23 protein-coding genes are annotated in these 22,134 nt (G+C 71.4%); 9 read left to right on the top strand and 14 right to left on the bottom strand.

Annotated elements, in window-relative coordinates; all coding sequences use genetic code 11:
* Positions 1-32: 32 nt before the first annotated feature.
* The 6 genes from AB0F10_RS18315 to AB0F10_RS18290 all read right to left on the bottom strand — a co-directional run bounded on the left by AB0F10_RS18315 (position 33) and on the right by AB0F10_RS18290 (position 5,783).
* Entirely contained in the window at positions 33-1,391 is a 1,359-nt protein-coding gene (locus AB0F10_RS18315; protein ID WP_360625813.1) for an LLM class flavin-dependent oxidoreductase, read from the bottom strand.
* Positions 1,388-2,302 carry a TauD/TfdA family dioxygenase gene (locus AB0F10_RS18310; protein WP_360625810.1) on the bottom strand — a complete coding sequence of 305 codons (915 nt, stop codon included), beginning with the start codon at positions 2,300-2,302 and terminating at the stop codon, positions 1,388-1,390. The genes AB0F10_RS18315 and AB0F10_RS18310 overlap by 4 nt, the downstream gene beginning before the upstream one ends.
* A 14-nt stretch (positions 2,303-2,316) precedes the next feature.
* Positions 2,317-3,204: an ABC transporter permease gene (locus AB0F10_RS18305; RefSeq protein WP_360625807.1), complete on the bottom strand. Its 888-nt coding sequence runs from the start codon at positions 3,202-3,204 to the stop codon at positions 2,317-2,319.
* Complete coding sequence (locus tag AB0F10_RS18300) at positions 3,197-4,027, bottom strand: ABC transporter ATP-binding protein (protein WP_360625804.1); 831 nt, start codon at positions 4,025-4,027, stop codon at positions 3,197-3,199. The genes AB0F10_RS18305 and AB0F10_RS18300 overlap by 8 nt, the downstream gene beginning before the upstream one ends.
* The gene (locus AB0F10_RS18295) at positions 4,024-5,046 is read right to left on the bottom strand and encodes an ABC transporter substrate-binding protein (RefSeq protein ID WP_360625801.1); all 1,023 of its coding nucleotides are present in this window, start codon (positions 5,044-5,046) and stop codon (positions 4,024-4,026) included. The genes AB0F10_RS18300 and AB0F10_RS18295 overlap by 4 nt, the downstream gene beginning before the upstream one ends.
* A gap of 491 nt (positions 5,047-5,537) precedes the next feature.
* On the bottom strand, positions 5,538-5,783 hold the full coding sequence (locus AB0F10_RS18290; RefSeq protein WP_360625798.1) for a hypothetical protein: 246 nt from the start codon (positions 5,781-5,783) through the stop codon (positions 5,538-5,540).
* Positions 5,784-6,392: 609 nt separating this feature from the next.
* On the opposite strand from AB0F10_RS18290, the gene AB0F10_RS18285 reads away from it, so the two are divergent.
* On the top strand, positions 6,393-6,863 hold the full coding sequence (locus tag AB0F10_RS18285) for a hypothetical protein (RefSeq protein WP_360625795.1): 471 nt from the start codon (positions 6,393-6,395) through the stop codon (positions 6,861-6,863).
* Positions 6,864-6,949: 86 nt separating this feature from the next.
* Here AB0F10_RS18285 and AB0F10_RS18280 read toward each other — a convergent pair whose 3' ends face one another.
* The 5 genes from AB0F10_RS18280 to AB0F10_RS18260 all read right to left on the bottom strand — a co-directional run bounded on the left by AB0F10_RS18280 (position 6,950) and on the right by AB0F10_RS18260 (position 10,887).
* A complete protein-coding gene (locus AB0F10_RS18280) occupies positions 6,950-7,357 on the bottom strand; it encodes a hypothetical protein (RefSeq protein WP_360625792.1) in 408 nt (135 codons plus the stop codon).
* 43 nt (positions 7,358-7,400) lie between these two features.
* Positions 7,401-7,808 (bottom strand): SSI family serine proteinase inhibitor, encoded by a 408-nt coding sequence (locus tag AB0F10_RS18275; RefSeq protein ID WP_360625789.1) that lies wholly within the window; start codon positions 7,806-7,808, stop codon positions 7,401-7,403.
* 279 nt (positions 7,809-8,087) lie between these two features.
* On the bottom strand, positions 8,088-9,002 hold the full coding sequence (locus tag AB0F10_RS18270; RefSeq protein ID WP_360625786.1) for an AAA family ATPase: 915 nt from the start codon (positions 9,000-9,002) through the stop codon (positions 8,088-8,090).
* Between the two features lie 14 nt (positions 9,003-9,016).
* Complete coding sequence (locus AB0F10_RS18265) at positions 9,017-9,442, bottom strand: ribulose bisphosphate carboxylase small subunit (RefSeq protein ID WP_360625783.1); 426 nt, start codon at positions 9,440-9,442, stop codon at positions 9,017-9,019.
* An 11-nt stretch (positions 9,443-9,453) separates the two neighbouring features.
* On the bottom strand, positions 9,454-10,887 hold the full coding sequence (locus AB0F10_RS18260; RefSeq protein WP_360625780.1) for a ribulose-bisphosphate carboxylase large subunit: 1,434 nt from the start codon (positions 10,885-10,887) through the stop codon (positions 9,454-9,456).
* 87 nt (positions 10,888-10,974) lie between these two features.
* Here AB0F10_RS18260 and AB0F10_RS18255 point away from each other — a divergent pair, with 87 nt between their 5' ends.
* The 7 genes from AB0F10_RS18255 to AB0F10_RS18225 all read left to right on the top strand — a co-directional run bounded on the left by AB0F10_RS18255 (position 10,975) and on the right by AB0F10_RS18225 (position 17,532).
* Complete coding sequence (locus AB0F10_RS18255) at positions 10,975-11,874, top strand: LysR substrate-binding domain-containing protein (protein ID WP_360625778.1); 900 nt, start codon at positions 10,975-10,977, stop codon at positions 11,872-11,874.
* Between the two features lie 74 nt (positions 11,875-11,948).
* On the top strand, positions 11,949-13,022 hold the full coding sequence (locus tag AB0F10_RS18250; RefSeq protein ID WP_360625775.1) for a class 1 fructose-bisphosphatase: 1,074 nt from the start codon (positions 11,949-11,951) through the stop codon (positions 13,020-13,022).
* Positions 13,022-13,894, top strand: coding sequence for a phosphoribulokinase (locus AB0F10_RS18245; RefSeq protein WP_360625772.1), 873 nt, complete (start codon positions 13,022-13,024; stop codon positions 13,892-13,894). Before AB0F10_RS18250 ends, AB0F10_RS18245 begins: the two co-directional genes overlap by 1 nt.
* A complete protein-coding gene (locus tag AB0F10_RS18240) occupies positions 13,891-14,820 on the top strand; it encodes a phosphoribulokinase (protein ID WP_360625769.1) in 930 nt (309 codons plus the stop codon). The genes AB0F10_RS18245 and AB0F10_RS18240 overlap by 4 nt, the downstream gene beginning before the upstream one ends.
* Positions 14,817-15,575, top strand: coding sequence for an HAD-IA family hydrolase (locus tag AB0F10_RS18235; protein ID WP_360625766.1), 759 nt, complete (start codon positions 14,817-14,819; stop codon positions 15,573-15,575). Before AB0F10_RS18240 ends, AB0F10_RS18235 begins: the two co-directional genes overlap by 4 nt.
* Before the next feature lie 128 nt (positions 15,576-15,703).
* Positions 15,704-16,381, top strand: coding sequence for a response regulator transcription factor (locus AB0F10_RS18230; RefSeq protein ID WP_360625763.1), 678 nt, complete (start codon positions 15,704-15,706; stop codon positions 16,379-16,381).
* On the top strand, positions 16,378-17,532 hold the full coding sequence (locus AB0F10_RS18225; RefSeq protein WP_360625760.1) for a GAF domain-containing sensor histidine kinase: 1,155 nt from the start codon (positions 16,378-16,380) through the stop codon (positions 17,530-17,532). Before AB0F10_RS18230 ends, AB0F10_RS18225 begins: the two co-directional genes overlap by 4 nt.
* Before the next feature lie 16 nt (positions 17,533-17,548).
* On the opposite strand, the gene AB0F10_RS18220 is transcribed toward AB0F10_RS18225, so the two are convergent.
* The gene (locus tag AB0F10_RS18220; RefSeq protein WP_360625757.1) at positions 17,549-18,235 is read right to left on the bottom strand and encodes an SCO6745 family protein; all 687 of its coding nucleotides are present in this window, start codon (positions 18,233-18,235) and stop codon (positions 17,549-17,551) included.
* 141 nt (positions 18,236-18,376) lie between these two features.
* On the opposite strand from AB0F10_RS18220, the gene AB0F10_RS18215 reads away from it, so the two are divergent.
* Positions 18,377-19,276: a LysR family transcriptional regulator gene (locus tag AB0F10_RS18215; protein ID WP_360625754.1), complete on the top strand. Its 900-nt coding sequence runs from the start codon at positions 18,377-18,379 to the stop codon at positions 19,274-19,276.
* 49 nt (positions 19,277-19,325) lie between these two features.
* Here the strand turns inward: AB0F10_RS18215 and fxsT are convergent, their stop codons facing one another.
* Together fxsT and AB0F10_RS18205 are read right to left on the bottom strand one after the other, a co-directional pair.
* On the bottom strand, positions 19,326-21,587 hold the full coding sequence (gene fxsT, locus AB0F10_RS18210) for an FxSxx-COOH system tetratricopeptide repeat protein (protein ID WP_360625751.1): 2,262 nt from the start codon (positions 21,585-21,587) through the stop codon (positions 19,326-19,328).
* Complete coding sequence (locus tag AB0F10_RS18205; RefSeq protein ID WP_360625748.1) at positions 21,584-21,982, bottom strand: hypothetical protein; 399 nt, start codon at positions 21,980-21,982, stop codon at positions 21,584-21,586. Before AB0F10_RS18205 ends, fxsT begins: the two co-directional genes overlap by 4 nt.
* Positions 21,983-22,134 lie beyond the last annotated feature (152 nt).

Here is a 22,134-nt window from a genome sequence, read left to right as displayed (position 1 = left end):
CGCCGGGCCGCCGCCGAGGACCGGGGCGTCGGTCAAGATCGCACTGCCGCGGGTTGCGCGGCGGTGACCGTGTTGCGGTTGGCGGGCCGCGGCAGGCCGTAGTGCTCCCGCAGCGTGCGCCCGGTGTATTCGGTACGGAATCGGCCGCGCTCCTGCAGGATCGGCACCACCTGGTCGACGAAGCGTTCCAGCGAGGACGGCAGCACCGGCGGCATGATGTTGAAGCCGTCCGCCGCGCCGTTGTCGTACCAGGACTCGATCTGGTCGGCGACCTGTACGGGCGTACCGGCGAAGGTGAGATGTCCGCGCCCGCCGCCGAGGCGGGCCAGGATCTCCCGGACCGTGAGCCGCTCCCGGCGGCCGAGGTTGACCACCAGGGTGCGGCGGCTCTTCGCGCCCTCGATCTCCTCCTCGGCCGGCAGGTTCGCCGGCAGCTCCTCGTCGAGGCGCAGGTCGGTGACCTGCACGCCGAGGAGCTCGGCCAGGATGGGCAGCGCGAACTCGGTGCGGATCAGCCGGTTGAGCTCGGCCTCGAGCTGCCTCGCCTCGGCCTCGGTGTCGCCGATCAGGGGCACGATGCCCGGCAGGATCTTGACGTGGTCCGGGTCGCGGCCGTGCTCGGCGGCGCGCCGCTTGAGGTCGTCGTAGAACTCCTGCGCGTCGGCAAGGGTCTGGTGCGCGGTGAAGATCGCCTCGGCGTATCGGGCGGCGAAGTTGCGCCCGTTCTCCGAGGAGCCGGCCTGCACCAGCAGGGGGTGGCCCTGCGGGGTGCGCGGCACGTTGAGGGCGCCGGCCACCTGGAAGTGCGCGCCGCGGTGCTCGGGCGGATAGATCTTCTCCTGGTCGCCCCAGACGCCGCTGTCCTTGTCGGCGAGCACCACGTCGTCGTCCCAGGAGTCCCAGAGCTTGAGCGAGACGTCGACGAACTCGGCGGCCCGCTCGTAGCGCTCCCGGTGCGTCGGGAGCTGTTCCAGGTTGAAGTTGCGGGCGGCGTCGAGGGCGGCCGTGGTGACGATGTTCCAGCCGGCCCGGCCGCCGCTGACGATGTCCAGCGAGGCGAACCGGCGCGCCAGGTTGTAGGGGTCGTTGTAGGTGGTCGACGCGGTGGCGATCAGGCCGATCCGCTCGGTGGCCCCGGCGAGCGCGGTGAGCAGGACGGTCGGCTCGAGCGTCCCGGACGGGCGGCGCCCGACCTGGTCCCAGAGCACGGGCCCGTCGGCGAGGAAGAGCGAGTCGAGCCTGCCCCGCTCGGCGATGCGGGCCAGGTTCTTGTAGTGCTCGACGTCCACGTCGGCGTGCGGGTCGCTCTCCGGCAGCCGCCAGGCGGCCTCGTGATGCCCGACCCCCATCAGGAACGCGTTCAGGTGCAGTTGTCCAGGCCGGCGGCTCATCGGGCATCCTCAGGGGTGTAGTGGGTGGCCTCGTCGCCCTCGATCACGCGGCTCCTGCCACCGTCGGCGCCGACCGGCACGTCGCCGGCCACGGTGATGCGGTGCAGCTTGCGGGGCAGGTCGCCGTAGTCGTCGGCGGCGTAGTGCTGGGTGGTCCGGTTGTCGAAGACGACCACGTCGCCGACCGCCCAGTGGTGCCGCAGGGTGTTCTCCGGCCGGGTCACGTACGCCTGCAGCAGGCGCAGCAGGTCGCGGGACTCGGTGCCGGAGAGCCCGATGATGCTGGTGGCGAATCCGCCGATGAACAGGTTGGGGGTGCCGGACTCGGGGTGGATGCGGACCACCGGGTGCGCGGTGCGGTAGCGCTGCGCGACGAAGACCTGGTGGTACTGCTCGGCCTCGCTGGTGCGGAACTGCGGGTGTTCGGCGTAGTCGTGGTCGTTGGTGTGCACCGCCCACAGCCGGTCGGCGAGCAGCCGCAGGTGCTCCGGCAGGTCGGCGTACGCGGCGGCGGTGTTCGCGAAGAGGGTGTCACCGCCGTACGGCGGGATCACCAGGCTGCGCAGCGTGGTCGCCTTGGGCGGCGCGACCACGAAGGTCACGTCCGTGTGCCAGGCGTTGGCGCGGGCGCCCTCGCCGCCCTGCACGGCGAGGATGTTCGCGTTGCCGTCGATCGACGGGACGGTCGGATGCGCGGTGGTCAGCGGGCCGAAGGCGCTCGCGAACCGCAGGTGCGCCTCGTCGTCCAGGTGCTGGTCGCGGAAGACGAGCACCTTGTGCTCGACCAGGGCGCCGCCGAGCCGGTCCGCGAGGGCCGCGTCGATCGGCAGGGACAGGTCGACCCCGACGATCTCGGCGCCGATGCGGCCGCCGATGCGGCGGACGTCCGGGGTGGTGGGAGCGATCGTCATGATGTGTTTCCTTCCTAGCTGCTGGTGGTGCGCCACGTGGAGAAGTGGCGCTCGGCGATGATCAGAAGCTGGTTCACGACGAGGCCGATCGCGGAGATCGTGATGATTCCCGCGTACATGTCGGGCACGGCGAAGTTGTACTGGGCGTAGTTGATGAGGTAGCCGAGCCCGGCCTTGGCGCCGACCATCTCGGCGGCGATCAGGATGAGGATCGAGTAGGCGCCGGCCAACCGGATCCCGGTGAAGATGGTGGGCACCGCGGCGGGCAGCACCACCTTCTGGAACAGCCGCAGCGGGCCGAGCCCCAGCGACCGGGCGGACTTGATCAGCAGCGGGTCGACGGTGCGCACGCCGCTGACCGTGTTCAGCAGGATCGGCCACGAGCAGGCGTAGAAGATGATCGCGATCTTGGACGTCTCGCCGAGGCCGAGGACCAGCACGAAGACCGGCAGCAGGGCCAGCGCCGCGGTGTTGCGGAACACCTCGAGCAGCGGGTTGAGCAGGGTCGCCGCCGGTTTGTACCAGCCGATCAGCAGGCCGAGCGGGATGGCCGCGACGACCGCCAGGCCGAAACCGGCGAGCGAGCGGCTCAGGCTCGCCTGGGCGTGTTCGATCAACTCGCCCGAGAGCACCAGCTGCCACCAGGCGCCGAGCACCTCGGACAGCGGCGGCAGGAAGGTCGCGTCGACCACCCCGAGCCGGGGGAACACCTCCCAGATCACCGCCAGGACGGCCACCGCGGCCACCCGGGTGGCGACGGAACCGGCGCCGCGCAGGAGCCGGCGGGTACGGGGGTAGCCGGCCGCCGGCGCGGCCACGGCGTAGGACGGCGTGGGTGTGGGTACGGGTGCGGGCGCCGGGGCCTGGCGGACCGCGACCGGGGATTCGGTGAGGCTAGACACTGGCCGGCTCCTTCTTCTTGGCGTTGTCCGGGCCCAGCTCCTCGCTGCGGGCCTTGTTCACCTCGTCGCGGAGCAGGGTCCAGATCTCGCGCCGGTAGCGGGCGAACTGCGGGTCGGAGCGCAGGTCCTCGGCGGAGGAACGCGCGGTGAGCGGAATGTCCACGACCTGCTTGATGCGGCCGGGACGGGAGGTCATCACCGCGACCCGCTGGCCGAGGTAGACCGCCTCCTCGATGCCGTGCGTGATGAAGACGACGGTCTTGCCGGTCTTCTCCCAGATCCGCAGCAGCTCGTCCTGCAGGCCGTCGCGGGTCTGCGCGTCGAGCGCCGCGAACGGCTCGTCCATCAGCAGCACGTCCGGGTCGAAGGCGAGGCTGCGGGCGATCGCCACCCGCTGCTTCATGCCGCCGGAGAGCTCGTGCGGGTACCGGTCGTGGAAGCCGGAGAGCCCGACCAGGTCGAGGTACTCGCGGGCCCGGTCGGCGCGCTCGCGGCGGGGCACGTGCTTGGCCTCCAGGCCGAACTGGACGTTGGCCAGCGCCGTCCGCCACGGCAGCAGGGCGTACTGCTGGAAGACGACGCCGCGGTCCAGTCCGGGGCCGGTGATCGGCCGGTCGTCGACCAGGATCCGGCCGCTGGACGGCTTCGTCAGGCCGCCGAGCAGGTCGAGCAGGGTCGACTTGCCGCAGCCGCTGGGGCCGACGATGACCAGGAACTCGCCGTCGCGTACGTCGAGGTTGATGTCCTGCAGCGCGGTGACGGTGGTGCCGCGGGCCTGGAAGACCTTGCCGACGCCCTCGAACCGGATCTTCGGGGCGCTCACTGTGCGCCGCCCGTGGCCAGCTCGTTGTACTTGTTGGTGTAGATGTCGGAGGGCTTGAGCTTGTCGTTCTTGAGCTCGCCGATGCTGTCCAGCCAGTCGATCCAGGTGCTGAAGTCGGTGTCGGTGATCGTGCCGCCCTTGCCGGCGATGCCCCAGCTCTTGAAGAACTTGAGCTGGCTGTCGTCCTCGTTGCGGCCGCGCTTGGCGATGATCGTCCGGAACCGCTCGATCACGGTCTCCCGGGGCTGGGTGCGGGCCCACTCGATCGCCTTGGCGGTGCCGGTGACGAACGTGTGTACCGTGTCGGGGTTCTTCTTGAGGAAGTCGTTGCGCAGCACGTAGCTGCCGCCGGTGAACGCGCCGAGCAGCTCGAAGTCGGTGTACAGCGCCCGGAGGCCGCCGCGATCGAGCGCCTTGTCCCGCAGCGCGCCGCTGAGCGAGGCGACGTCGATCTGCCCCTGTCGCAGCGACTGCTCGGTGTTGACCGGTGGCACCACGACCAGCTCGACCTGCTTGATCTCCTCGGGCGTCAGGCCGTTGCGCTTCAGGTAGGTCTTGGTGATCGCCTCGGAGTGCGCGCCCAGCGTGTTGACGCCGATCTTCTTGCCGATCAGGTCCCGGGGTGTCCTGATCGGACTGCCGTCGAGCACGAAGAAGCCGTTGTAGCTGTCCTTGTCGGACCCGTAGTAGCCGATCACCGCGGTGATCGGCGCCTTGGACGCCTTGAGCTTGACGATCGCGCCGTTGAACGCGCCGCCGAAGTCGATGTCCCCGGTGGTCGCCGCCTGGATGTCCTGCGGGCCGCTGATGGTGTTGCCGATCCACTTGAGCTTCACGTCGCCGAGGTAGCCGAGGTCCTCGGCCAGCTCGGCCGGGGTCACCTGGCCCACCCAGCCCTGGTAGCGCAGCTCCTTGGTCTGGCCGCCGGCGTCGTCGGACTTACCGCAGGCGGAGAGCGTGGAGGTGGCAAGCAGCGCGCCGGCCAACGCGGCCACCACGGCGAATCTGGATGTCTTCATGGAACGCTCCTTGCGCTGGGTACGTGTCATCGACCGGCCGGTATGGATCGTCGGTCGGGTGCAGGGCAGGTTTCATCGCGCCGCGTGCGTCAGTGCGAGCGGCGTAGTCAGAGGTGACGGCGGTTGGTCAGGTGACTGCTGAGCGGTGCACCGCCGAACTCAACAGGAGCAGGTACACACCCGGAGGTAGTCGACGAAGCGGCGGCGCGTCAGACGCTTGCTTCGATTCATGTGAGCAACCTAAGTGCCCGGAGCCACCGGCGTCAGCCACTTTGTGACCCAGGACACATATTATTCCCATAGGTTGGGTGGGATATGGCTCCCACCGCACCCAGGGGCTTCTCGCGGCCTGGCCGCGGCGCGTGGGGCGGGGGAGCGGGGGCGCGGGCCGGTGTGGTCCTCGGCGGTCGCCCGGTCGAGCGGGGAAGTTCGCGGAGAGTTGGTGGAGGGCGCAGCGGCTGTGGCGGCACCCCACCCTCGCGACCAACTCGTCAGGTGAGGAGCAGGCGTTCCTTGGTGCCGTCCGGCCCCACGATGAAGACGGACTTGCCCTCTTCCTCGGCCTTGACGATGTACGCGTAGACCTGGATCGCCCGGTTGAACGTGTCGGTCCGGTTGTCGCCGGTCACCTGGGTGGCGATCTCCAGTGCGCGAACGGCGCGCCGGACCAGGTTGATCGTGAACTTCGTCAATGTGGTGCCGGTTTCTGCTCGCTCTTCCACATCCGCGCTCGACATGCGTCTCTCCTGCTCTTTGAGCGGGCTGACGCCCACTAATGACCCCTTAACCGTGCGGACGTCCTGTCAAGGGACGCCTATCGGCCCCTGTGAAAGGCACCTGCTCATCCTCCGCCTGGAGGGTCGAGGTATTCAATGCCCGCCCGGTCACTTCGCGGTGATCGTTTGGTTTCCGTTGCCACAACTACTGGTCTTAGGTACCTGTGTTTCGCGGCTCCTCGGTCACTGTAGCCCCCAGTTCCGGCGCGGTTCAAGGAACGTACATCCTCCGACAGAACTCCCTACGGGTGCCCGTTGACCTGGGAAAGCGACACCGGGGGCGTAAGTTCGGTGTCCCACCGGAGGCGAAACCCGGGCCGGAACCGCGCAACGGAGTGCTCGTGTACCTCTTTCGCGCAGGCTCGGAAAAGTCTGGACAACCACTGTGTTCCGTGTGTCCGTTTTTCTCGCCCTCATTCGCCATTCCACAGACACTCCCTGTTGCCGCGCAGACCCTGGTCTATCTACATTTAATAGCAGATAGTGATGGGTTTCACGAGGTCATTCGACAGACATTTTCGGCCAAGGATGGGGATTCGATCCTTGGTAGCTGACCGAGGGAGAAGGCCTGTGTGGCAACTGCGCAAGCTGTGGGGGACGGCCGGTCGCCGAATACAGCAGGAGCCTGAACCGACGCGACGAGTCACGGTCCGGCGACCCCCGGACGACGACACTCGGTACCTGATCGACGACGACCTCGAGGCCGACCCCGGCCCGGGCGAGGACCTGCGGCTGATCCCCGGCGAGGAGCTGCACCCGGATCGGGCCGAGGTGCGGGGGTCCATCGGGGCGACGTACGACCCCGAGACGAAGAAGTGGACCGTCGGCGTCATCGGCCGTGAGCCGCTCGTGGTGTTCCTGGGCGGCTCGGGGATCGGTACGGCGGTCATCTGGCACAGCGAGAGCCTGGCCGAGACCGCCGTGCTGGAGGGGCACCCCGAGCAGCTCCACCTGGCCGAGGTCGGCGTGGGCGCGGGCGTGTTGATCGTCGTGGCCTCCATCGCGGCGAGCTGGCGGATCTCGCGGCGAAGGTCGCCCTAGGGGTGCCCGAGCCAACCGGCGCGACGGCCCGCGAGCGGTGACCCGCGGACCGTCGGCTGCCGAGCCTCGCCGGCGTCGTCGCAGGTCTACGCCGGTGCGAGGGCCGCGGAGGTCATGACGAGGTCGATGACCTCCACCAGCGCGTCCGGCGTGCCGGGCACGCCATCCATCGTGACGACGGTCTTGACGGTGCCGTCGCTGTAGCTCGCGACAACCTCGTACCGGTAGCGGTCGCAGCAGGGGTTCGCGGGCAGGTACGCGGGCCGCAGCGCGCGGAACCGGGGCTCGGCGGCCACGCTCAGCGCGTCCGTTGCGGGTTCGTCGCGGTTGGTCGAGTCGACCGCGAACCACTCGGTGCGGCCGGCGAAGCCGCCGGACCGGGTGATCGAGACGGACTCGGTGCGCGGCGCGGTCGCCGCGGCGGCCGGGTCGGCGGCGATCAGGGCGGTCACCGCGGCGGTCGTGACGGCGAGCGTGCGGAATAGCTGCTTCATTGCATCGTCCTTATCTCACGCATGGAATCTCACGGGCGGGCGTTTAGAAATCGAATATCTCGCCCGTGGCGCCGAGCAGGACGCAATGGTTCGGAAAGGTCGCCCGGTAGGCGACGGGATCTCCCTGCCAGGTGCCCGCCGCAATGGCGGTCACCGGACGGTATTCCCGGGTGCAGATGCCGCCGTTGTCGGCGAGCGCGGAGAGGTCGCCGTCGACCAGGTGCAGCTCGGCGCAGGCCGAGGACGCGGCGGCGTGACTGCCGCCGTCGGGGTCGCACTTGAGGGTGGCCAGGCGCAGCGGCCCGCTGCTCTGCCCGGCCGGGATCACGGCCAGCACCAGGTTTCCGCCGGGTGACGGGGCCGCAGCCGCGGCGGGTGCGGCCGAGGCCAGCAGCGCGGCGGTGGCGGACAGCCCGGTTGCCACGACGCCGATGTGGTGGATGGGGATCACGAATTCCTCCTTGTGGAAGGCGCGGCGAAACGGGGCGCATCCTTCTTGTGGAGGGCACGCCCGCGATTCGCTCGAATGGATCGACCACACGTTATGCTTTTCCCGGGAATGCGTCAACTCGGCCCGCTTTATAATCGTGAATTAATTGCGACTATTTAATATCACGATTGCGTCGGCGCAGTGCGGACGGCCGGCGGGTTCAAAGAAACGTCACATCGCGCGAGATCGCCCGTTGCGCCGAACACTCCGGCACAACGGGCGATATCGCGCGGAAACGGACTAACCTGCCTGGGCGAACACGCTGCTTCCGCGTACGTCGGTCGCGGTCAGCTCGGTCAGCTCGGCGAGGCCGAGCGGCCCGCCCAGGGCGGCCAGCCGGATGGCCTGCCGCAGCCGGCACCGCTCGAGCGCGTTGCGGATGCTGCGCGCGTTGGCGAACCGCGGCATGGCCATCCGCAACTCGACGTACGCCTCGAACGCCGTGCGCGCCTCCGGGGTGAACCGGTAGCTGTCGCGCGCCAGCATCAGCTCGGCGATCCGGACCAGCTCGTCGTGGCCGTAGTCGTCGAAGCGGATGTGGTGGGCCACCCGCGAGCTGAGCCCCGGATTCGACGACAGGAACTTCTCCATCCGGTCCGCGTACCCGGCGAAGACGACCACCAGGGAGCCGCGCCCGGACTCCATCTCCTGCAGCAGGATCTCGACCGCCTCCTGGCCGTAGTCGCGCTCGTTCTCGGGGCGGTGCAGGTAGTACGCCTCGTCGATGAACAGCACCCCGCCGGCCGCCCGGGCGATCGCCTCCTTGGTCTTCGGCGCGGTGTGCCCGATGAACTGCCCGACCAGGTCGTCGCGGGTCACCGCCACCACCCGGGGCGTACGCAGGTAGCCGAGCCCGTGCAGCAGCTCGGCGATCCGCATTGCCACGGTGGTCTTGCCCGTGCCGGGCGCCCCGGTGAAGCTCATGTGCAGCGACGGGCTGCTGGCCGACAGGCCGAACCGGGCCCGGGCCCGGCTCACCAGCAGCAGCGCCGCGATCTCCGCGAGGCGCCGCTTGACCCCGGTGAGCCCGATGGTCTCGGCGTCGAACTGGGCCAGCACCGCCCGGGCCTGCGCGGCCGCCTCGTCGGCGTTGAGATCGATCTGCGCGTCCTCGCCCAGGAGCTGCTGCTCCTGCGCCGCCGGGGCGGGACGCATCGAGAATCCCCCGGTCATTCGGGCGCGTAGCGCGCACCCGCGGGCGCCGCCGTCGCGTACGGCTGCAGCGAGTAGCGCTGCACCCGGTCGGTGGCCTCGGTGCGCACCAGCCGGAAGCCCGGCTCGTGCGGCGGCCGCTGCACCAGGAAGCTCAGCGCCGTGGTCTGCCGGCCGAGCCGAGCGTCGTACGCGAGCAGCCTCACGTAGTGCCGCGGGAACGCCGCGCGGCAGTCGTGGAGCTCGTGCAGCACCGCGTCGGGCTCGGTCAGGTCGAACAGGGGCAGGCCCCACATCTCCCAGTAGACGTTGCGCGGGTGCGGGTCGTCGGTGTACTCGATCGAGACGGGCCAGCCGTTGTCGAGGGCGTACCGGATCTGCGCGGCCACCTCGTCGTCGGTCAGCTCGGGCAGGTAGGAGAAGGCTCCGTGACGCAGGTACATGGCGGTGACCCCTATCGGCTGGCGGTGACGATGACGTCGGGCGCGTCGGTGGCGGCGTAGTCGAACGTGACGTCGCCCCAGGTGGAGAGCGCGGCGTCGAGCGGCCCGCACCGCTGCGCCGCGGCGCGCAGCACCCCGGGGCCCTCCCGGAGCAGGTCCTTGCCCTCGTTGCGGGCCTTGATGACGGCCTCGAGCGCCACCCGGTTCGCCTCGGCGCCCGCCGCGATGCCCATCGGGTGCCCGATCGTGCCGCCGCCGAACTGCAGGATGACGTCCTCGCCGAGCAGCTCGACGAGCTGGTGCATCTGCCCGGCGTGGATGCCGCCCGAGGCGACCGGCATGACGCCGGGCAGGCTCGCCCACTCCTGGTCGACGTGGAGGCCGTGCGCGGGGTTCGCCGGGACGCTGTCCAGGCGCAGCGTGTCGTAGAAGCCGCGGGTGGTCGCCGGGTCGCCCTCGAGCTTGCCCACCACGGTGCCGGCGTGCACGTGGTCGACGCCGATCAGCCGGCACCACTTGGCGATGACCCGGAAGCTCACGCCGTGCGTCTTCTGCCGGGTGTACGTGGAATGGCCGGCCCGGTGCAGGTGCAGCAGGATGCCGTTGCGGCGGGCCCAGTGGGCCATGGACTGCATGGCGGAGTAGCCGATGGTGAGGTCGATCATGATGACGACGCTGCCCAGTTCCTTGGCGAACTCGGCCCGCTCGTACATCTCCTCGATGGTCGCGGCGGTGACGTTCAGGTAGTGGCCCTTGATCTCCCCGGTCTCCGCCATCGCCCGGTTCACCCCCTCCATGCAGTAGAGGAAGCGGTCCCGCCAGCGCATGAACGGCTGCGAGTTGATGTTCTCGTCGTCCTTGGTGAAGTCGAGACCGCCGCGGCACGCCTCGAAGACCACCCGGCCGTAGTTGCGGGCCGACAGCCCGAGCTTGGGCTTCACGGTCGCGCCGAGCAGGGGCCGGCCGTACTTGTTGAGCATCTCGCGTTCCATCACGATGCCGTGCGCCGGACCCTGGAAGGTCTTCACGTACGCCACCGGAATCCGCATGTCCTCCAGCCGCAGGGCGAGCAGCGGCTTGAAGCCGAACACGTTGCCGATGATGGACGAGGTCAGGTTGGCGATCGAGCCCTCCTCGAACAGGTCGAGGTCGTAGGCGACGTGCGCGAAGTACTCGCCGGGGCGGCCGGGCACCGGATCGACCCGGTACGCCTTGGCCTGGTAGTGGGTGTTCGCGGTCAGGCGATCGGTCCACACCACCGTCCAGGTGGCGGTCGACGACTCGCCGGCCACCGCGGCCGCCGCCTCCACCGGGTCGACACCGGGCTGCGGCGTCACCCGGAACACCGCCAGCACGTCGGTGTCCTTGGGTACGTAGTCGGCGTCGTAGTAACCCATGCTCGCGTAGCTGCGTACTCCGGGGCTCCACCGGTCTTCACTGGTCATGCGATCGACCCTGCCGCCTGGACACTCCAGGCGTCCAGCGAGCTTTCGCCGCGCTCACTTGAACGATCGCTTGTCTATTGTGGGTCGATGACACCGGTCCGGCTGCAGACCTTCCTGGCGATCGTCGAGTGCGGCTCCGCGCGCGCCGCCGCCCAGCGCCTGTCGGTCACCGAGTCGGCGGTCTCGGCCGCGCTGGCCGCGCTGCACCGCGAGGTCGGCGTCGTGCTGCTCGAGCGCAGCGGGCGCGGGCTGCGGCTGACCGAGGCCGGCGAGGTGTTCGCCGGGTACGCGCGGCGCATCCTCGGCCTGCTCGACGAGAGCGTCGCCGCCGCACGCCGCGGCGTGGACGCGGAGCGCGGGCGGCTGCGGATCGGTGCGGTCACCACCGCCGGCGAGGCGCTCATCCCGGGCCTGCTGGCCTCGTTCAGGCAGCGCTGTCCGCGGGTCGCGGTGACCCTCGACATCGGCGTCCGGGACCGGGTCTCGGCGCTGCTCGCCGATCATCGCCTCGACGTCGTCATCGGCGGCCGGCCCGGCGCGGGCCAGGTCACCCGGGCCACCCGGGCCAACTCGATGGTGGTCGTCGCAGCGCCGGGCCCGGAGCCGGACCTGGGCTCGGTGAACTGGCTGCTGCGCGAGGCCGGCTCGGGCACCCGGGACGCGACCCTCGCGCTGCTGCAGCGGCTGCAGATCGAGCCGCCGCTGCTGACGCTCGGCTCGGTCGGCGCGGTGGTGTCGTCGGCGGCCCTGGGCCTGGGCGTCACCCTGGTCTCCACCGACGCCGTGGAGGCGCACCTGCGCGCCGGCACGCTGCGCCGGATACCGGCGCCCGGTACCCCGCTGAGCAGGCCCTGGCACGCGGTCACCACGGCCGCGCCGACCGCCACCACCGAGCTGTTCCTGCGCCACCTCACCGACGCCCGGCACGCCGGCGAGTTCGTGTTCCGGGTGGCCCGATCTCATCCGCCCACCCGCCCGCGCGGGTGAGGCGGGCCGGCCGCCGCGCCCGTACGGTCGGCGCAGCCCACGCCGCCGCCGCGGCCCGACGTCGGGAAACCATCGTGCCCAACCTGAACGAACGGCGCATCACCCTGACCCGGCACACCATCGAGCAGGAGCACCGGCACCTCGACTCGACCGGCGACTTCTCCGGCCTGCTCAACGCGATCGCGACCGCCGTGAAGATCATCGCCAACCAGGTCAACCGGGGCGAGCTCGCGGCACCCGCCGAGCCCGGGGGAGAGACGACCGCGCCCGGCAAGGTGCTGCAGCACCTCGCCCTCGCCGGCAACGAGGTGATGGCGGCGGAGACCCTGTGGGGCGGCCACCTGGCCGCCATGGCGTCCGCGGCGACGACCGGGATCCTGCCGATCCCCGCGCCGTACGCCAGGGGCAAGTACCTGCTGTCGTTCGCGCCGCTCGACGGCGCCGACGACGTCGACGTGAACCAGTCCGTGGGGACGATCTTCTCCGTGCTGCGCACGCCGCGCCCGGGCGCCGACCCGCGGGCCGAGGACTTCCTGCAACCCGGCACGGAACAGGTCTGCGCGGGGTTCGCCCTGTACGGGCCGGCCACCATGCTCATCCTGACCACCGGCGACGGCGTGGACGGCTTCACCCTGGACCGCGACATCGGGGCGTTCGTGCTCACCCACCCGAGGATGCGGGTCCCGGGGCACACCCGGGAGTTCGCCATCAACAGCGCCAACGCACGCTACTGGGAGGCGCCGGTGCGGCGATACATCGGGGAGTGCCTGGCCGGCAGCGGCGGGCCCCGGGAACACGACTTCACCATGCACTGGGTGGCGTCGCTGGTGGGTGACGCGTTCCGCATCCTCACCCGCGGCGGTGTCGTGCTCTACCCGGCCGACAGCAACCCCGGCCGGCCCGGAGACCCGCGCCTGCTGTACGGGTGCAACCCGATCGCCTTCCTCATCGAGCAGGCCGGCGGGCTGGCCAGCACCGGCCGCAGCCGGACGATGGAACTCGTGCCCTCCCGGCTGGACCAGGGCGCGCCGCTGGTGTTCGGCTCGCGGGCCGAGGTCGAGCGCATCGAGCGCTACCACCGCGAGCCCGACGGCGACAGCTTCGACACCTCGCTGTTCAACGTCCGCTCGATGTTCCGGGCCGGCTGATGTCGGCCGAACACCCCGTCGTGGCCATCACCGGGTCCTCCGGCGCCGGCACCACCTCGGTCACCCGGACCTTCCAGCACATCTTCCGCCGGGAGGGACTCACCGCCGCCATCGTCGAGGGCGACTCCTTCCACCGGTACGACCGGGAGGAGATGAAGCGGGCAACGGCCGCCGCCGCGGCGACGGGCAACCCGAACTTCTGCCACTTCGGGCCCGAGGCGAACCTGCTGCCGGAGCTCGCCGGGCTCTTCGAGGAGTACGGGAAGACCGGCACCGGGCGACTGCGCCGCTACCTGCACGACGACGAGGAGGCCGCGCCCTTCGGGCAGGACGCCGGCACCTTCACGCCGTGGGAGAGCATCCCGCCCGGCACCGACCTGCTCTTCTACGAGGGGCTGCACGGCGCGATCGTCACACCGGACGCCGACGTGGCACGCCACGCCGACCTGCGCATCGGCGTCGTGCCGATCATCAACCTCGAATGGATACAGAAGCTGCACCGGGACCGGACCCAGCGCGGCTACTCCGAGGAGGCGGTGATGGACACCATCCTGCGCCGGCTGCCGGACTACGTGCACCACATCTGCCCGCAGTTCTCCCAGACCCACATCAACTTCCAGCGGGTGCCCACGGTGGACACCTCGAACCCGTTCATCGCCCGTACCATCCCGACCGCCGACGAGAGCTTCCTGGTCATCCGCTTCGCCGACCCGAAGGGCATCGACTTCCCGTACCTGCTGTCGATGCTGCACGACTCCTTCATGTCGCGGCCGAACGTGATCGTCGCGCCCGGCGGCAAGATGGAGCTCGCCATGCAGCTGATCTTCACCCCGATGATCCTGCGCCTGATGAGACGACGGATCCGGGTATGACCGCGGCGCGCGCCGGGGGCGCGGCGTTCGGCGCGCGCCCGGTCATGCTCGCGGTCGGCGGCGACAGCGGCTCCGGCAAGACGACCCTCGCCCGGGGGCTGGCCGAGGCGATCGGCCCGCGCCGGTGCACGTCGATCTCCGTGGACGACTACCACCGGTACGACCGGGCGCGGCGGGCGGCGCTGGGGATGACCGCGCTGTCGCCGGACGCCAATTACCTCGACATCATGGAACAGCACCTGCAGCTGCTCGCCATCGGCCAGCCGATCCTCAAGCCGGTCTACGACCACCGCGGCGGCACCTTCGCCCGGCCCGAATACCTGCGGCCCCGGCGGTTCGTCATCGTCGAGGGGCTTTTCCCACTCTTCTCCAAGCTGTCCCGGGCCTGCTTCGACGTCACCGTCTTCGCCGACCCGCCGGAGGAGCTCCGGCACCGGTGGAAGATCCACCGCGACACCACCAGCCGGGGATACACCGAGGCCGAGGTGCGCCGCGAGCTTGCCCGGCGCGAGCCCGACTCGGCCGCGTACATCCGCCCGCAGCGCCGCTTCGCCGACATCGTCGTGCGGTTCGCGCCGGCCCTCGACGGCTTCGACCCGCCGGGCGCGCCCTCCACCGCCGAGCTGCTGCTGCGCCCGACCGTTCGGCATCCGCCGCTGACCCACCTGCTCACCGCCGGCGCGGCCCTGGACCTGAACGTCGTCCGCGACGAAGACGGCACCCCGGTCGACTGCGTGCGGGTGCACGGGCGGGCCGGCGCCGAGCAGGCCCGGCTGCTGGCGAGGGGGCTCTGGGACTCGGCGGGCTCCGGCCGGGAGATACCCCGCGGGCTCGGCCGGCTGGCCGACGGCGCACACAGCGAGCCGCTCGCGATCACCCAGGAGATGCTGCTGTTCCATCTCATGCAGGAGGTGTATCAACGGTGAGCCCACGCGGGCCGCGCCGGCTGCGCGCGGTCGTCTTCGACGTCGACGGCACCCTCGCCGAAACCGAGCGCGACGGGCACCGCCGCGCGTTCAACCTGGCGTTCCGCGACCACGGCCTGCCGTTCCACTGGGACGTCGCCGAGTACGGGCGGCTGCTGGCGGTGACCGGCGGCCGGTACCGGCTGGCGTGGTACCTCGCGGAGCAGGGCCTGAGCGACCCGGCCGGGTCGGCGCGGGTCCTGCACCGGACCAAGACCGCGCACTTCGCCGCCTGGCTGCGCACCGGCGCGCTGTGCCCGCGGCCCGGCGTGCACGAGCTGCTGATCGAGCTCCGCGACTCCGGCGTACCCGTCGCGATCGCCACGACCGGCCGCCGGGAATGGGTGGCCATCCTGCTCCGGCGGCTGTTCGACGACATCGGGTTCGCCGCCGTCGTCACCGGCGACGACGTGGCGGAGCTCAAGCCGGACCCGGAGGCGTACCAGCGGGTCCTGTCCGGCCTCGGCATCGAGGCCCGGGACGCCGTGGCCGTCGAGGACTCCCCGCCCGGGCTGGCCGCCGCGATCGCGGCCGGGATCCCGTGCCTGGTGGTGGCGTCGGAATACCACCGGAGAATGCAGTTCCCCGGCGCGACGGCGGTGGTGCCCGGCTACCGGGCGGCCGACCTGTCCGATGTGGCCGTTCCCGGCATCTTCGCCGGCGGGGTCACGGCGGACGCGTTGCGGCGACTGCATGCGGCGGCGCGGACCGGATGACGATACGTTCGGTGACCCTCGACATCGATTAGCGTTACCCGTACTATTCCCTGCAAATGCGGCAGGTTCGGGCCGTCGCCCATGTTCGACCTCACCACCGAGGAATCGGCTCGCTGGAGGAGTTCATCGTGAGCAGCCCGCTACCCGTGCACACCAGGCCGATCCGGGTGCTGCTCGTCGACGACCACGAGATGGTGCTCCAGGGGCTGCGGGCCATGCTGGCCCGGTTCCCGGACGCGGTCGAGGTGGTCGGGTCGGCCGGCGACGAGGCCGGCGCGGTCCGGGCCGTCACCGCGCACCGGCCCGACGTGGTGCTCTGCGACATCCGGCTGCGCCGCGACAGCGGGCTGGACGTGTGCCGCGCGATGCGGGCCGCCGAGCCGGCCACCCGGGTCGTCTTCCTCACCGTCTACGACGACGAGCAGCACCTCTACCAGGCGTTGCGCGCCGGCGCTTCCGGATACCTGCTCAAGCGGATCGACGGCCACGAACTGCTGCGCCACCTCGAGAACGTCCAGTTGGGCGACATCGTCATCGACCCCGGCCTCGCCGGGCGGGTCGCGACCGCCGCCGCGCACCTGCGCCACGGCGAATTCTGGCCCGGCGCGCGGCTGGGCCTGACCCAGCGCGAGAGCGAGGTGCTGGCGCTGCTCGTCGGCGGGCTGTCCAACAAGGCGATAGCGGCGCGCCTGGTGGTCAGCGACGACACCGTCAAGACTCACCTGCGCGGCCTGTACCGCAAACTCGAGGTCAACGACCGCGGCTCGGCCGTCGCGGTCGCGCTGCGCGAGAGCCTCTTCCATTGACCGACCTCCTCGGCCAGGTCCGCGGCTGGGTGACCCGCGAACCGTCGCTGCCGGCGGTGCTCGGCCGGGTGTCCGTCGCCCTGACCGACGCGCTGGCCGCCGACGGATGCCTCGTGTTCCGGGTCGCCGACGACGGCGAACTCGTGCTCAGCGCCGGCCATCCCGCGCCGGGCGAATCCGACCTGCGGCTGCCGCGCGGCTTCGGCGTGACCGGGCGGGTGGCGGCCGACGGGATCCCGGTCGTCCTCGTCGACGACCACCCGCGCAACCCACGCCACCGGGAGTTGCTGGGACTCGGCGCCGGCCAGCCGGTGTCCCGGCTGTGCGTGCCGGCGCGGGTGCCGGGCGGCGCCGGCGTGGCCGTGCTCGCGGTGTTCAGCAGGCGGCGCCGGGCGTTCGCGGCCGACGAGGTCGAGATCGCGCAGGCCGTGGCCGACCTCGTCGCCCTGCGGGTGCACCTGGCCGCGCTGTCGACGAGCCTCGACGGATACCGGAACCTGCGCGACACCGCGATCGCGAACACCGTCGCGATGCAGGAGGCCGAGCGCCGCCGGATCGCCGGCGACCTGCACGACGGCGTGACTCAGGCGATCGCCAGCCTCAGCTTCCACCTGTCGGCCGCGAAGGCGGCCCTGCACGACGGCGACATCGCCGACGTCGGCAAGCAGGTCGACGCGGCCCGGTCCCTGGCCGACCTCGCCTTCGGCGAGACCCGCAGCGCCATCACCGGGCTCAGCAGCCCGATCCTCGACGATCTCGGCCTCTCCGCAGGCCTGGCCAGCCTGGCCCGCAACGTGCCCAACATCGCCATCCGAGTGGACGCGCAGGATCTGGCGCTGCCGGACCACGTCACCATGTCGCTGTTCCGGGTGGCCCAGGAGGCGATACACAACATCGTCAGGCACGCGGACGCCGGCGGCGCGGTGGTTCGGCTGGGCCGGCACGGGCGGACGGTCATGCTGACCGTCACCGACGACGGCCGCGGCTTCGCACCGACCGAACAGGAGCTTCGCCGGGTGCACCACACCGGGGCGCCGCGCGGGCTGCGCGGCATGGCCGAGCGGGTCCGCCTGCTGGGCGGCGACTTCCGGGTCCGTTCGCGGCCCGGAGAGGGAACGACGATCGAGGTACGGATACCCGACGTCTGCTGATCCGGGCGCCGCTGGATCACCCCCCGACCGCGACGACCGCGGCGCCCCTGGTCATGGCGGTGACCAGGGCGGCGAACTCGGCGCGTTGTCCTGCGGTCAGTGCGCTGTACAACGGCGCCTGGAGCTCGTTGGTCAGCTCCTCGGCCCGGTGCCACCGGTGTGCCAGCCCGGACACCGCGGGATAGGGCGCCTGCCAGCCGTAGCCGGTGGCCTGCTCGACGCCCAGATTCACCAGCATCGCGTCGCGGGCGCTGAGGCCGCAGGCGCGTACCGCCACCAGGTGGCAGGCGCCTCGGTGCTCACGAAGCACGTGCACGCGCTGCATTGCCTCGGCGACCGGATCACCGGTGCACGGCTGGGCGCGCCAGCCGGCGAACAGCGGTAGCCCGGCGCCGTCGGCGGCCTCGATGAGCTGTCGTGCGAGACGGTTGAAATGCTCGACGTCGATGTCGCGGCTGATGTGTGCCCGTCCCCACCGCCCGAGCGCCTGGCGGTACCAGGTCACCGCCTCCGCTGCCGGCATCACCGGGCGACCCGCCCGCCAGCCCGGTCCCACCAGGTCCGGTCCCAGGAATCCCTGCACCGCCTGCACCACCGCCGACGGAACCTCGCCCAGCACGCCGAACCGGCCGCGGCAGTAGAAACCGCGCCCCGGCGGGAACCCCGCCCGCGTGCCGAGCTCGGCCGTCAGGGGGTCTGACATGAACTCGTCACCGAAGTCATGGAGCGGCCGGGCCACCGCGGCGATACACGCGTCAATCTGCATACCGAGACGATCAAGGCTGTCACTGCTCAGGTCAAGGCCGTCATTGCAGCGGAAACCCTTTAGCTATCCTCAACAGTCATGCTGGACGTACGCCGCCTGCACCTGCTGACCACCGTCGCCGCGCGCGGCTCCATCACCGCCGCGGCGCAGTCCCTCGGCCTGACCCCTGGAGCCGTGTCGCAGCAGCTCAGCGCGCTGCGCCGCGATCTCGGCGTCGACCTGCTTCGCCCCGATGGACGTACCGTGACCCTGACCGACGCCGGCCGGGTCCTGGTCGCCCACGCCGACCGGATCCTCGCCGCGATCAGCGAGGCGGAATCCGCCGTCGCGGCAACCACCGGCACCGTGGGCACCTCCGTGACCCTCGCCGCCCTGCCGTCCACCGCGGCGCGGATCGTCGCCCCCGCCCTGCACGCCCTGACCCTGGACCACCCGCAGCTCACCGTCCGATGCCTGATCGGCGACGCCGCCCAGCAGAGCGAACTACGCCTGGGCTCCGTCGACGTGATCCTGGCCCAGCGATACCACCACATGCCGCGCCCCTCCGACGCCGACGTCCGCACTCAGCCGCTGCTCGACGACCCCATCCTGGTCGTCACCGCGCCCGCACACGCCCCTCGTTCCCCGGTACCGCTGGCGGATCTGGCCACCCACCGTCTCGCCCTGGCGCCGCCGGACACCGACTGCGGACAGGCCGTCCTGTACGCCTGCCGCCAGGCCGGCTTCACCCCCGACAGCCCCTACCTCACCGCCGACATCACCGCGCAACTCACCCTCGCCCGCGCCGGCCTGGCCACCGCCCTCGTACCGGCCATGGCCATCGAGACGACCATCGGCCTGAGCACGACACCCATCGCCGGAAACCCCATCCACCGACAGCTGTACACCGCGACCCGTCACACCGACGCCCGGCACCCGACCATCGACGCATTGACCGCCGCCCTGCGCACAGCGGCACACCCGACCACAATCAACTGAACCGGGACCGTGGATCTGTGGGGCGGATCGTCCCGGCAAGGTCCGGCAGTCAGCGCCCTGCCTCGCGCTGCCAGTGGGCGCGGGCGTCGCGGGTTCTCCGGGTGTCCGGGTGGTCGGGGCCGAGGACCCGCAGATAGTCGGCGAGGAGCTGGTCGAAGGCGGCGGCGGCACCGGCCGGGTCCCCGTTCCGGCCCTGCAGGCCGGCGATGTTGCCGCGGGTCATCAGGGTCTCCGGATGGTCGGGCCCGAGGACCCGCCGGTAGTCGGCGAGCAGCAGTCCGAAGTTGGCCGCCGCGCCGACCGGATCCCCGGCCTCGCCCTGCCACAGTGCCACGTTGTGGCGGGTGATCAGGGTGTCCGGGTGGTCGGGTCCGAGCAGTCGCAGCCGGTCGGCGAGGAGCAGGTCGAACGCGGCCACGGCACCTGCCACGTCCCCGGCCTGGCCCCGCCAGTAGGCGATGTTGTGGCGGGCGCTCAGGGTGTCCGGATGATCCGGTCCGAGGACCCGGAGCCGGTCGGCGAGCAGCCGCTCGAATTCGGCCGCGGCGCCTGCCGGGTCGCCGGTCTGGCCGCGCCACAGCGCCAGGTTGTGGCGGATGCTGAGGGTGCTGGGGTGGTCCGGTCCGGTGATCCGGAGCCGGTCGGCGAGCAGCCGCTCGAACTCGGCCGCGGCACCCGCCGGGTCGCCGGCCTGGCGTCGCCACAGGGCAAGGTTGTGGCGGGTGTCCAGGGTGTCGGGATGGTCGGGGCCGAGGATCCGCAGCCGGTCGGCGAGCACCTGGCTCAACGCGCCGGCGGCGCCGGCCGGATCCCCGGCTTCGCCCTGCCAGCAGGCGAGGTGGTGGCGGAGGCGCAGGATATCGGGGTGACCGGGGTCGAGCTGGCCGACGGCGGCGGAGTGCAGCTCCTGGTAGAGGTCGCGAGCGGCGGCGACCAGTCCGACCTCGCCCAGGCTGGTTCCCGCGCGGAACAGCACCGGATGGGCGGCGTTGCCGCCGTCGCGAGTGCGCCACAGCAGCGGACCGGCCGCGCTGATCAGGGCGGTGGTGTTCGCCCGGAGCCGATGCCCGAGCCGGCTGGTGACGGGGTTCCGTTCGGCGGCCGGCCACAGGTCGGTCATGGCGTCCGCGGCGGCGATCACGAGCCGGTGCGCCTCCTCCGCGGGAAGGTTCTCCCAGGTGGTCCGCTGGATCAGCGCGTGGACCCGTAGGGCGCTGGTCCCGTCGACGGCGTCCGGCGTGGTTTCCGCGAGGCTGAGCCGGTACAGCACGCTCAGAGTGTCGTGTACCAGGTCGGCGTCCACCTCCAGGCCCAGTCGTTCCCGGTAGAAGCCAAGGGCGGACGGGGTGGTGAAGAGAGCGGTGGGAATGCCGTTGGGGTCGAGGTAGGCGGCTAGCTGCAGGGCGAGGGTGGCCAGGCCGCCGGAGGAGGCATCCGCGGCCTGGACGGACAGGGACCAGGCCCGGGCGACCGGGAGGTGCTGCTGATCGGGCAGCACCTCCGGCCGCAGCCGGGCGAGGGGGCGGCGGGTGAGCCGGTCCCGGTAGGCGGCGCAGGACAGGTCCTGATCGCGCATGTACGCGGCGGCCTGGGCCAGCGCCAGCGGCAGGTGGCCGAGGTCGGCGGCGAGCCGGTCCGCCTGGTCGAGGCGGCTGGGACGGTCGCCGAGCAGCCGGGTCAGGTAGGCCACCGCCTGGTCAGGGGTGAACACGCCGACGTCGACCAGTTTGCGGCCGGCGAGCAGCGCGGCGTCGCGGCGCCGGGTGGTGATCACCGTCCGGCCGCGCGGGGTGTCCGGCGGCCAAAGGCCGGTCAGGCCTCCCGGGTCGGTGACGTCGTCCAGCACCACCAGCCACCGCCGGTCGGTGGTGGCCAGCCACGACAACAGCCGGACAGCCGCCCGTCCGGGATCGGCGTCGTCCGCGCCGATCACCTCCTCGGCCACCAGGGAGTATCCGGACAGGACGCTGGTGCGGGAGGTGGCGGTGATCCAGACCAGCAGCTCCAACTGTCCGCCGGCCCAGAGACGCTCGGCCAGGTGTGCGGCCAGCTGGGTCTTCCCGACCCCACCCAGGCCGGCCACGACCTGACAGACCACGGCTGTCGACCCGGCGCCCGCGGCAAGCTCCTGATCGGCGGGACGGGACTGGCGGCCGACTGCGAGCGGAGGCACCACGCCCACCCGCCGCGGCCAGACCTCGGCGGCACGGCCGTCGACCGTGACCGGCCCGTGGAATATCCCCATCGCGCCGAAGACGTCCCGGGCGATCAGGTCGGGTACGGCGGTCCTACCGGCAGCCGTCGCCGTCACCCGGCTGCCGGCGGGGTCGGGGGGAGTTGCGTCCGCCGATCGAAGATCACCCGATCGTGGAACTCGCCGATGGCGCCCTCGTTCCGGTCGGCTCGGACCACGAAGCGTGCGGTCCGATGGGGGTCGGCCGCGGACAGCAACTCCCGGGCTGCGGCCAGGATCTGTTCATCGTCGGCGGCGCCGGAGTCCAGCAGATCCGGACCGATGCGGGCCTGCCACACGCCCGGCTCGGTCTCGTCGGCCTCCAGCGCCTGCCTGGCCTCCGGCCGGCCGCTGAACCGGCGCCGGAGCAACGCCTTCAACAGCCGGTAACCGTCACCGACCGCCTCACCGGCGGTGCCGGACAACCCGGCGCTCGCCCCGGCCGCCAACGCGGCCACGATCACGTCCACCATTGCCCGCTACCTCACCCTGGCCGACCGGCGTCATCACGCGGTGTCAATGATCTGGCACTGACAGTGCCGAGGATATCGGCGGACCCGGCGGTCGGCCAGCCGTGACGGGTGCCGGCTACCGGCGATCGATCGTGGAATCACCATCTGCTGTC

It is taken from the genome of Actinoplanes sp. NPDC026623 (assembly GCF_040638275.1).
GTDB lineage: Bacteria > Actinomycetota > Actinomycetes > Mycobacteriales > Micromonosporaceae > Actinoplanes.
The sequence above is the reverse complement of the archived record's forward strand: the minus strand, read 5'-3'. Positions and strand labels throughout refer to the sequence as shown.

Excerpts from the sequence above, each read along its gene's own strand:
- AB0F10_RS18245 (WP_360625772.1), top strand. The coding sequence starts at position 13,022 with ATGTCGGCCGAACACCCCGTCGTGGCCATCACCGGGTCCTCCGGCGCC.
- AB0F10_RS18240 (WP_360625769.1), top strand. The coding sequence starts at position 13,891 with ATGACCGCGGCGCGCGCCGGGGGCGCGGCGTTCGGCGCGCGCCCGGTC.
- AB0F10_RS18270 (WP_360625786.1), bottom strand. The coding sequence starts at position 9,002 with ATGCGTCCCGCCCCGGCGGCGCAGGAGCAGCAGCTCCTGGGCGAGGAC.
- AB0F10_RS18310 (WP_360625810.1), bottom strand. The coding sequence starts at position 2,302 with ATGACGATCGCTCCCACCACCCCGGACGTCCGCCGCATCGGCGGCCGC.
- AB0F10_RS18255 (WP_360625778.1), top strand. The coding sequence starts at position 10,975 with ATGACACCGGTCCGGCTGCAGACCTTCCTGGCGATCGTCGAGTGCGGC.
- AB0F10_RS18220 (WP_360625757.1), bottom strand. The coding sequence starts at position 18,235 with ATGTCAGACCCCCTGACGGCCGAGCTCGGCACGCGGGCGGGGTTCCCG.
- AB0F10_RS18215 (WP_360625754.1), top strand. The coding sequence starts at position 18,377 with ATGCTGGACGTACGCCGCCTGCACCTGCTGACCACCGTCGCCGCGCGC.
- AB0F10_RS18205 (WP_360625748.1), bottom strand. The coding sequence starts at position 21,982 with ATGGTGGACGTGATCGTGGCCGCGTTGGCGGCCGGGGCGAGCGCCGGG.
- AB0F10_RS18315 (WP_360625813.1), bottom strand. The coding sequence starts at position 1,391 with ATGAGCCGCCGGCCTGGACAACTGCACCTGAACGCGTTCCTGATGGGG.
- AB0F10_RS18260 (WP_360625780.1), bottom strand. The coding sequence starts at position 10,887 with ATGACCAGTGAAGACCGGTGGAGCCCCGGAGTACGCAGCTACGCGAGC.
- AB0F10_RS18290 (WP_360625798.1), bottom strand. The coding sequence starts at position 5,783 with ATGTCGAGCGCGGATGTGGAAGAGCGAGCAGAAACCGGCACCACATTG.
- AB0F10_RS18265 (WP_360625783.1), bottom strand. The coding sequence starts at position 9,442 with ATGTACCTGCGTCACGGAGCCTTCTCCTACCTGCCCGAGCTGACCGAC.
- AB0F10_RS18280 (WP_360625792.1), bottom strand. The coding sequence starts at position 7,357 with ATGAAGCAGCTATTCCGCACGCTCGCCGTCACGACCGCCGCGGTGACC.
- AB0F10_RS18295 (WP_360625801.1), bottom strand. The coding sequence starts at position 5,046 with ATGAAGACATCCAGATTCGCCGTGGTGGCCGCGTTGGCCGGCGCGCTG.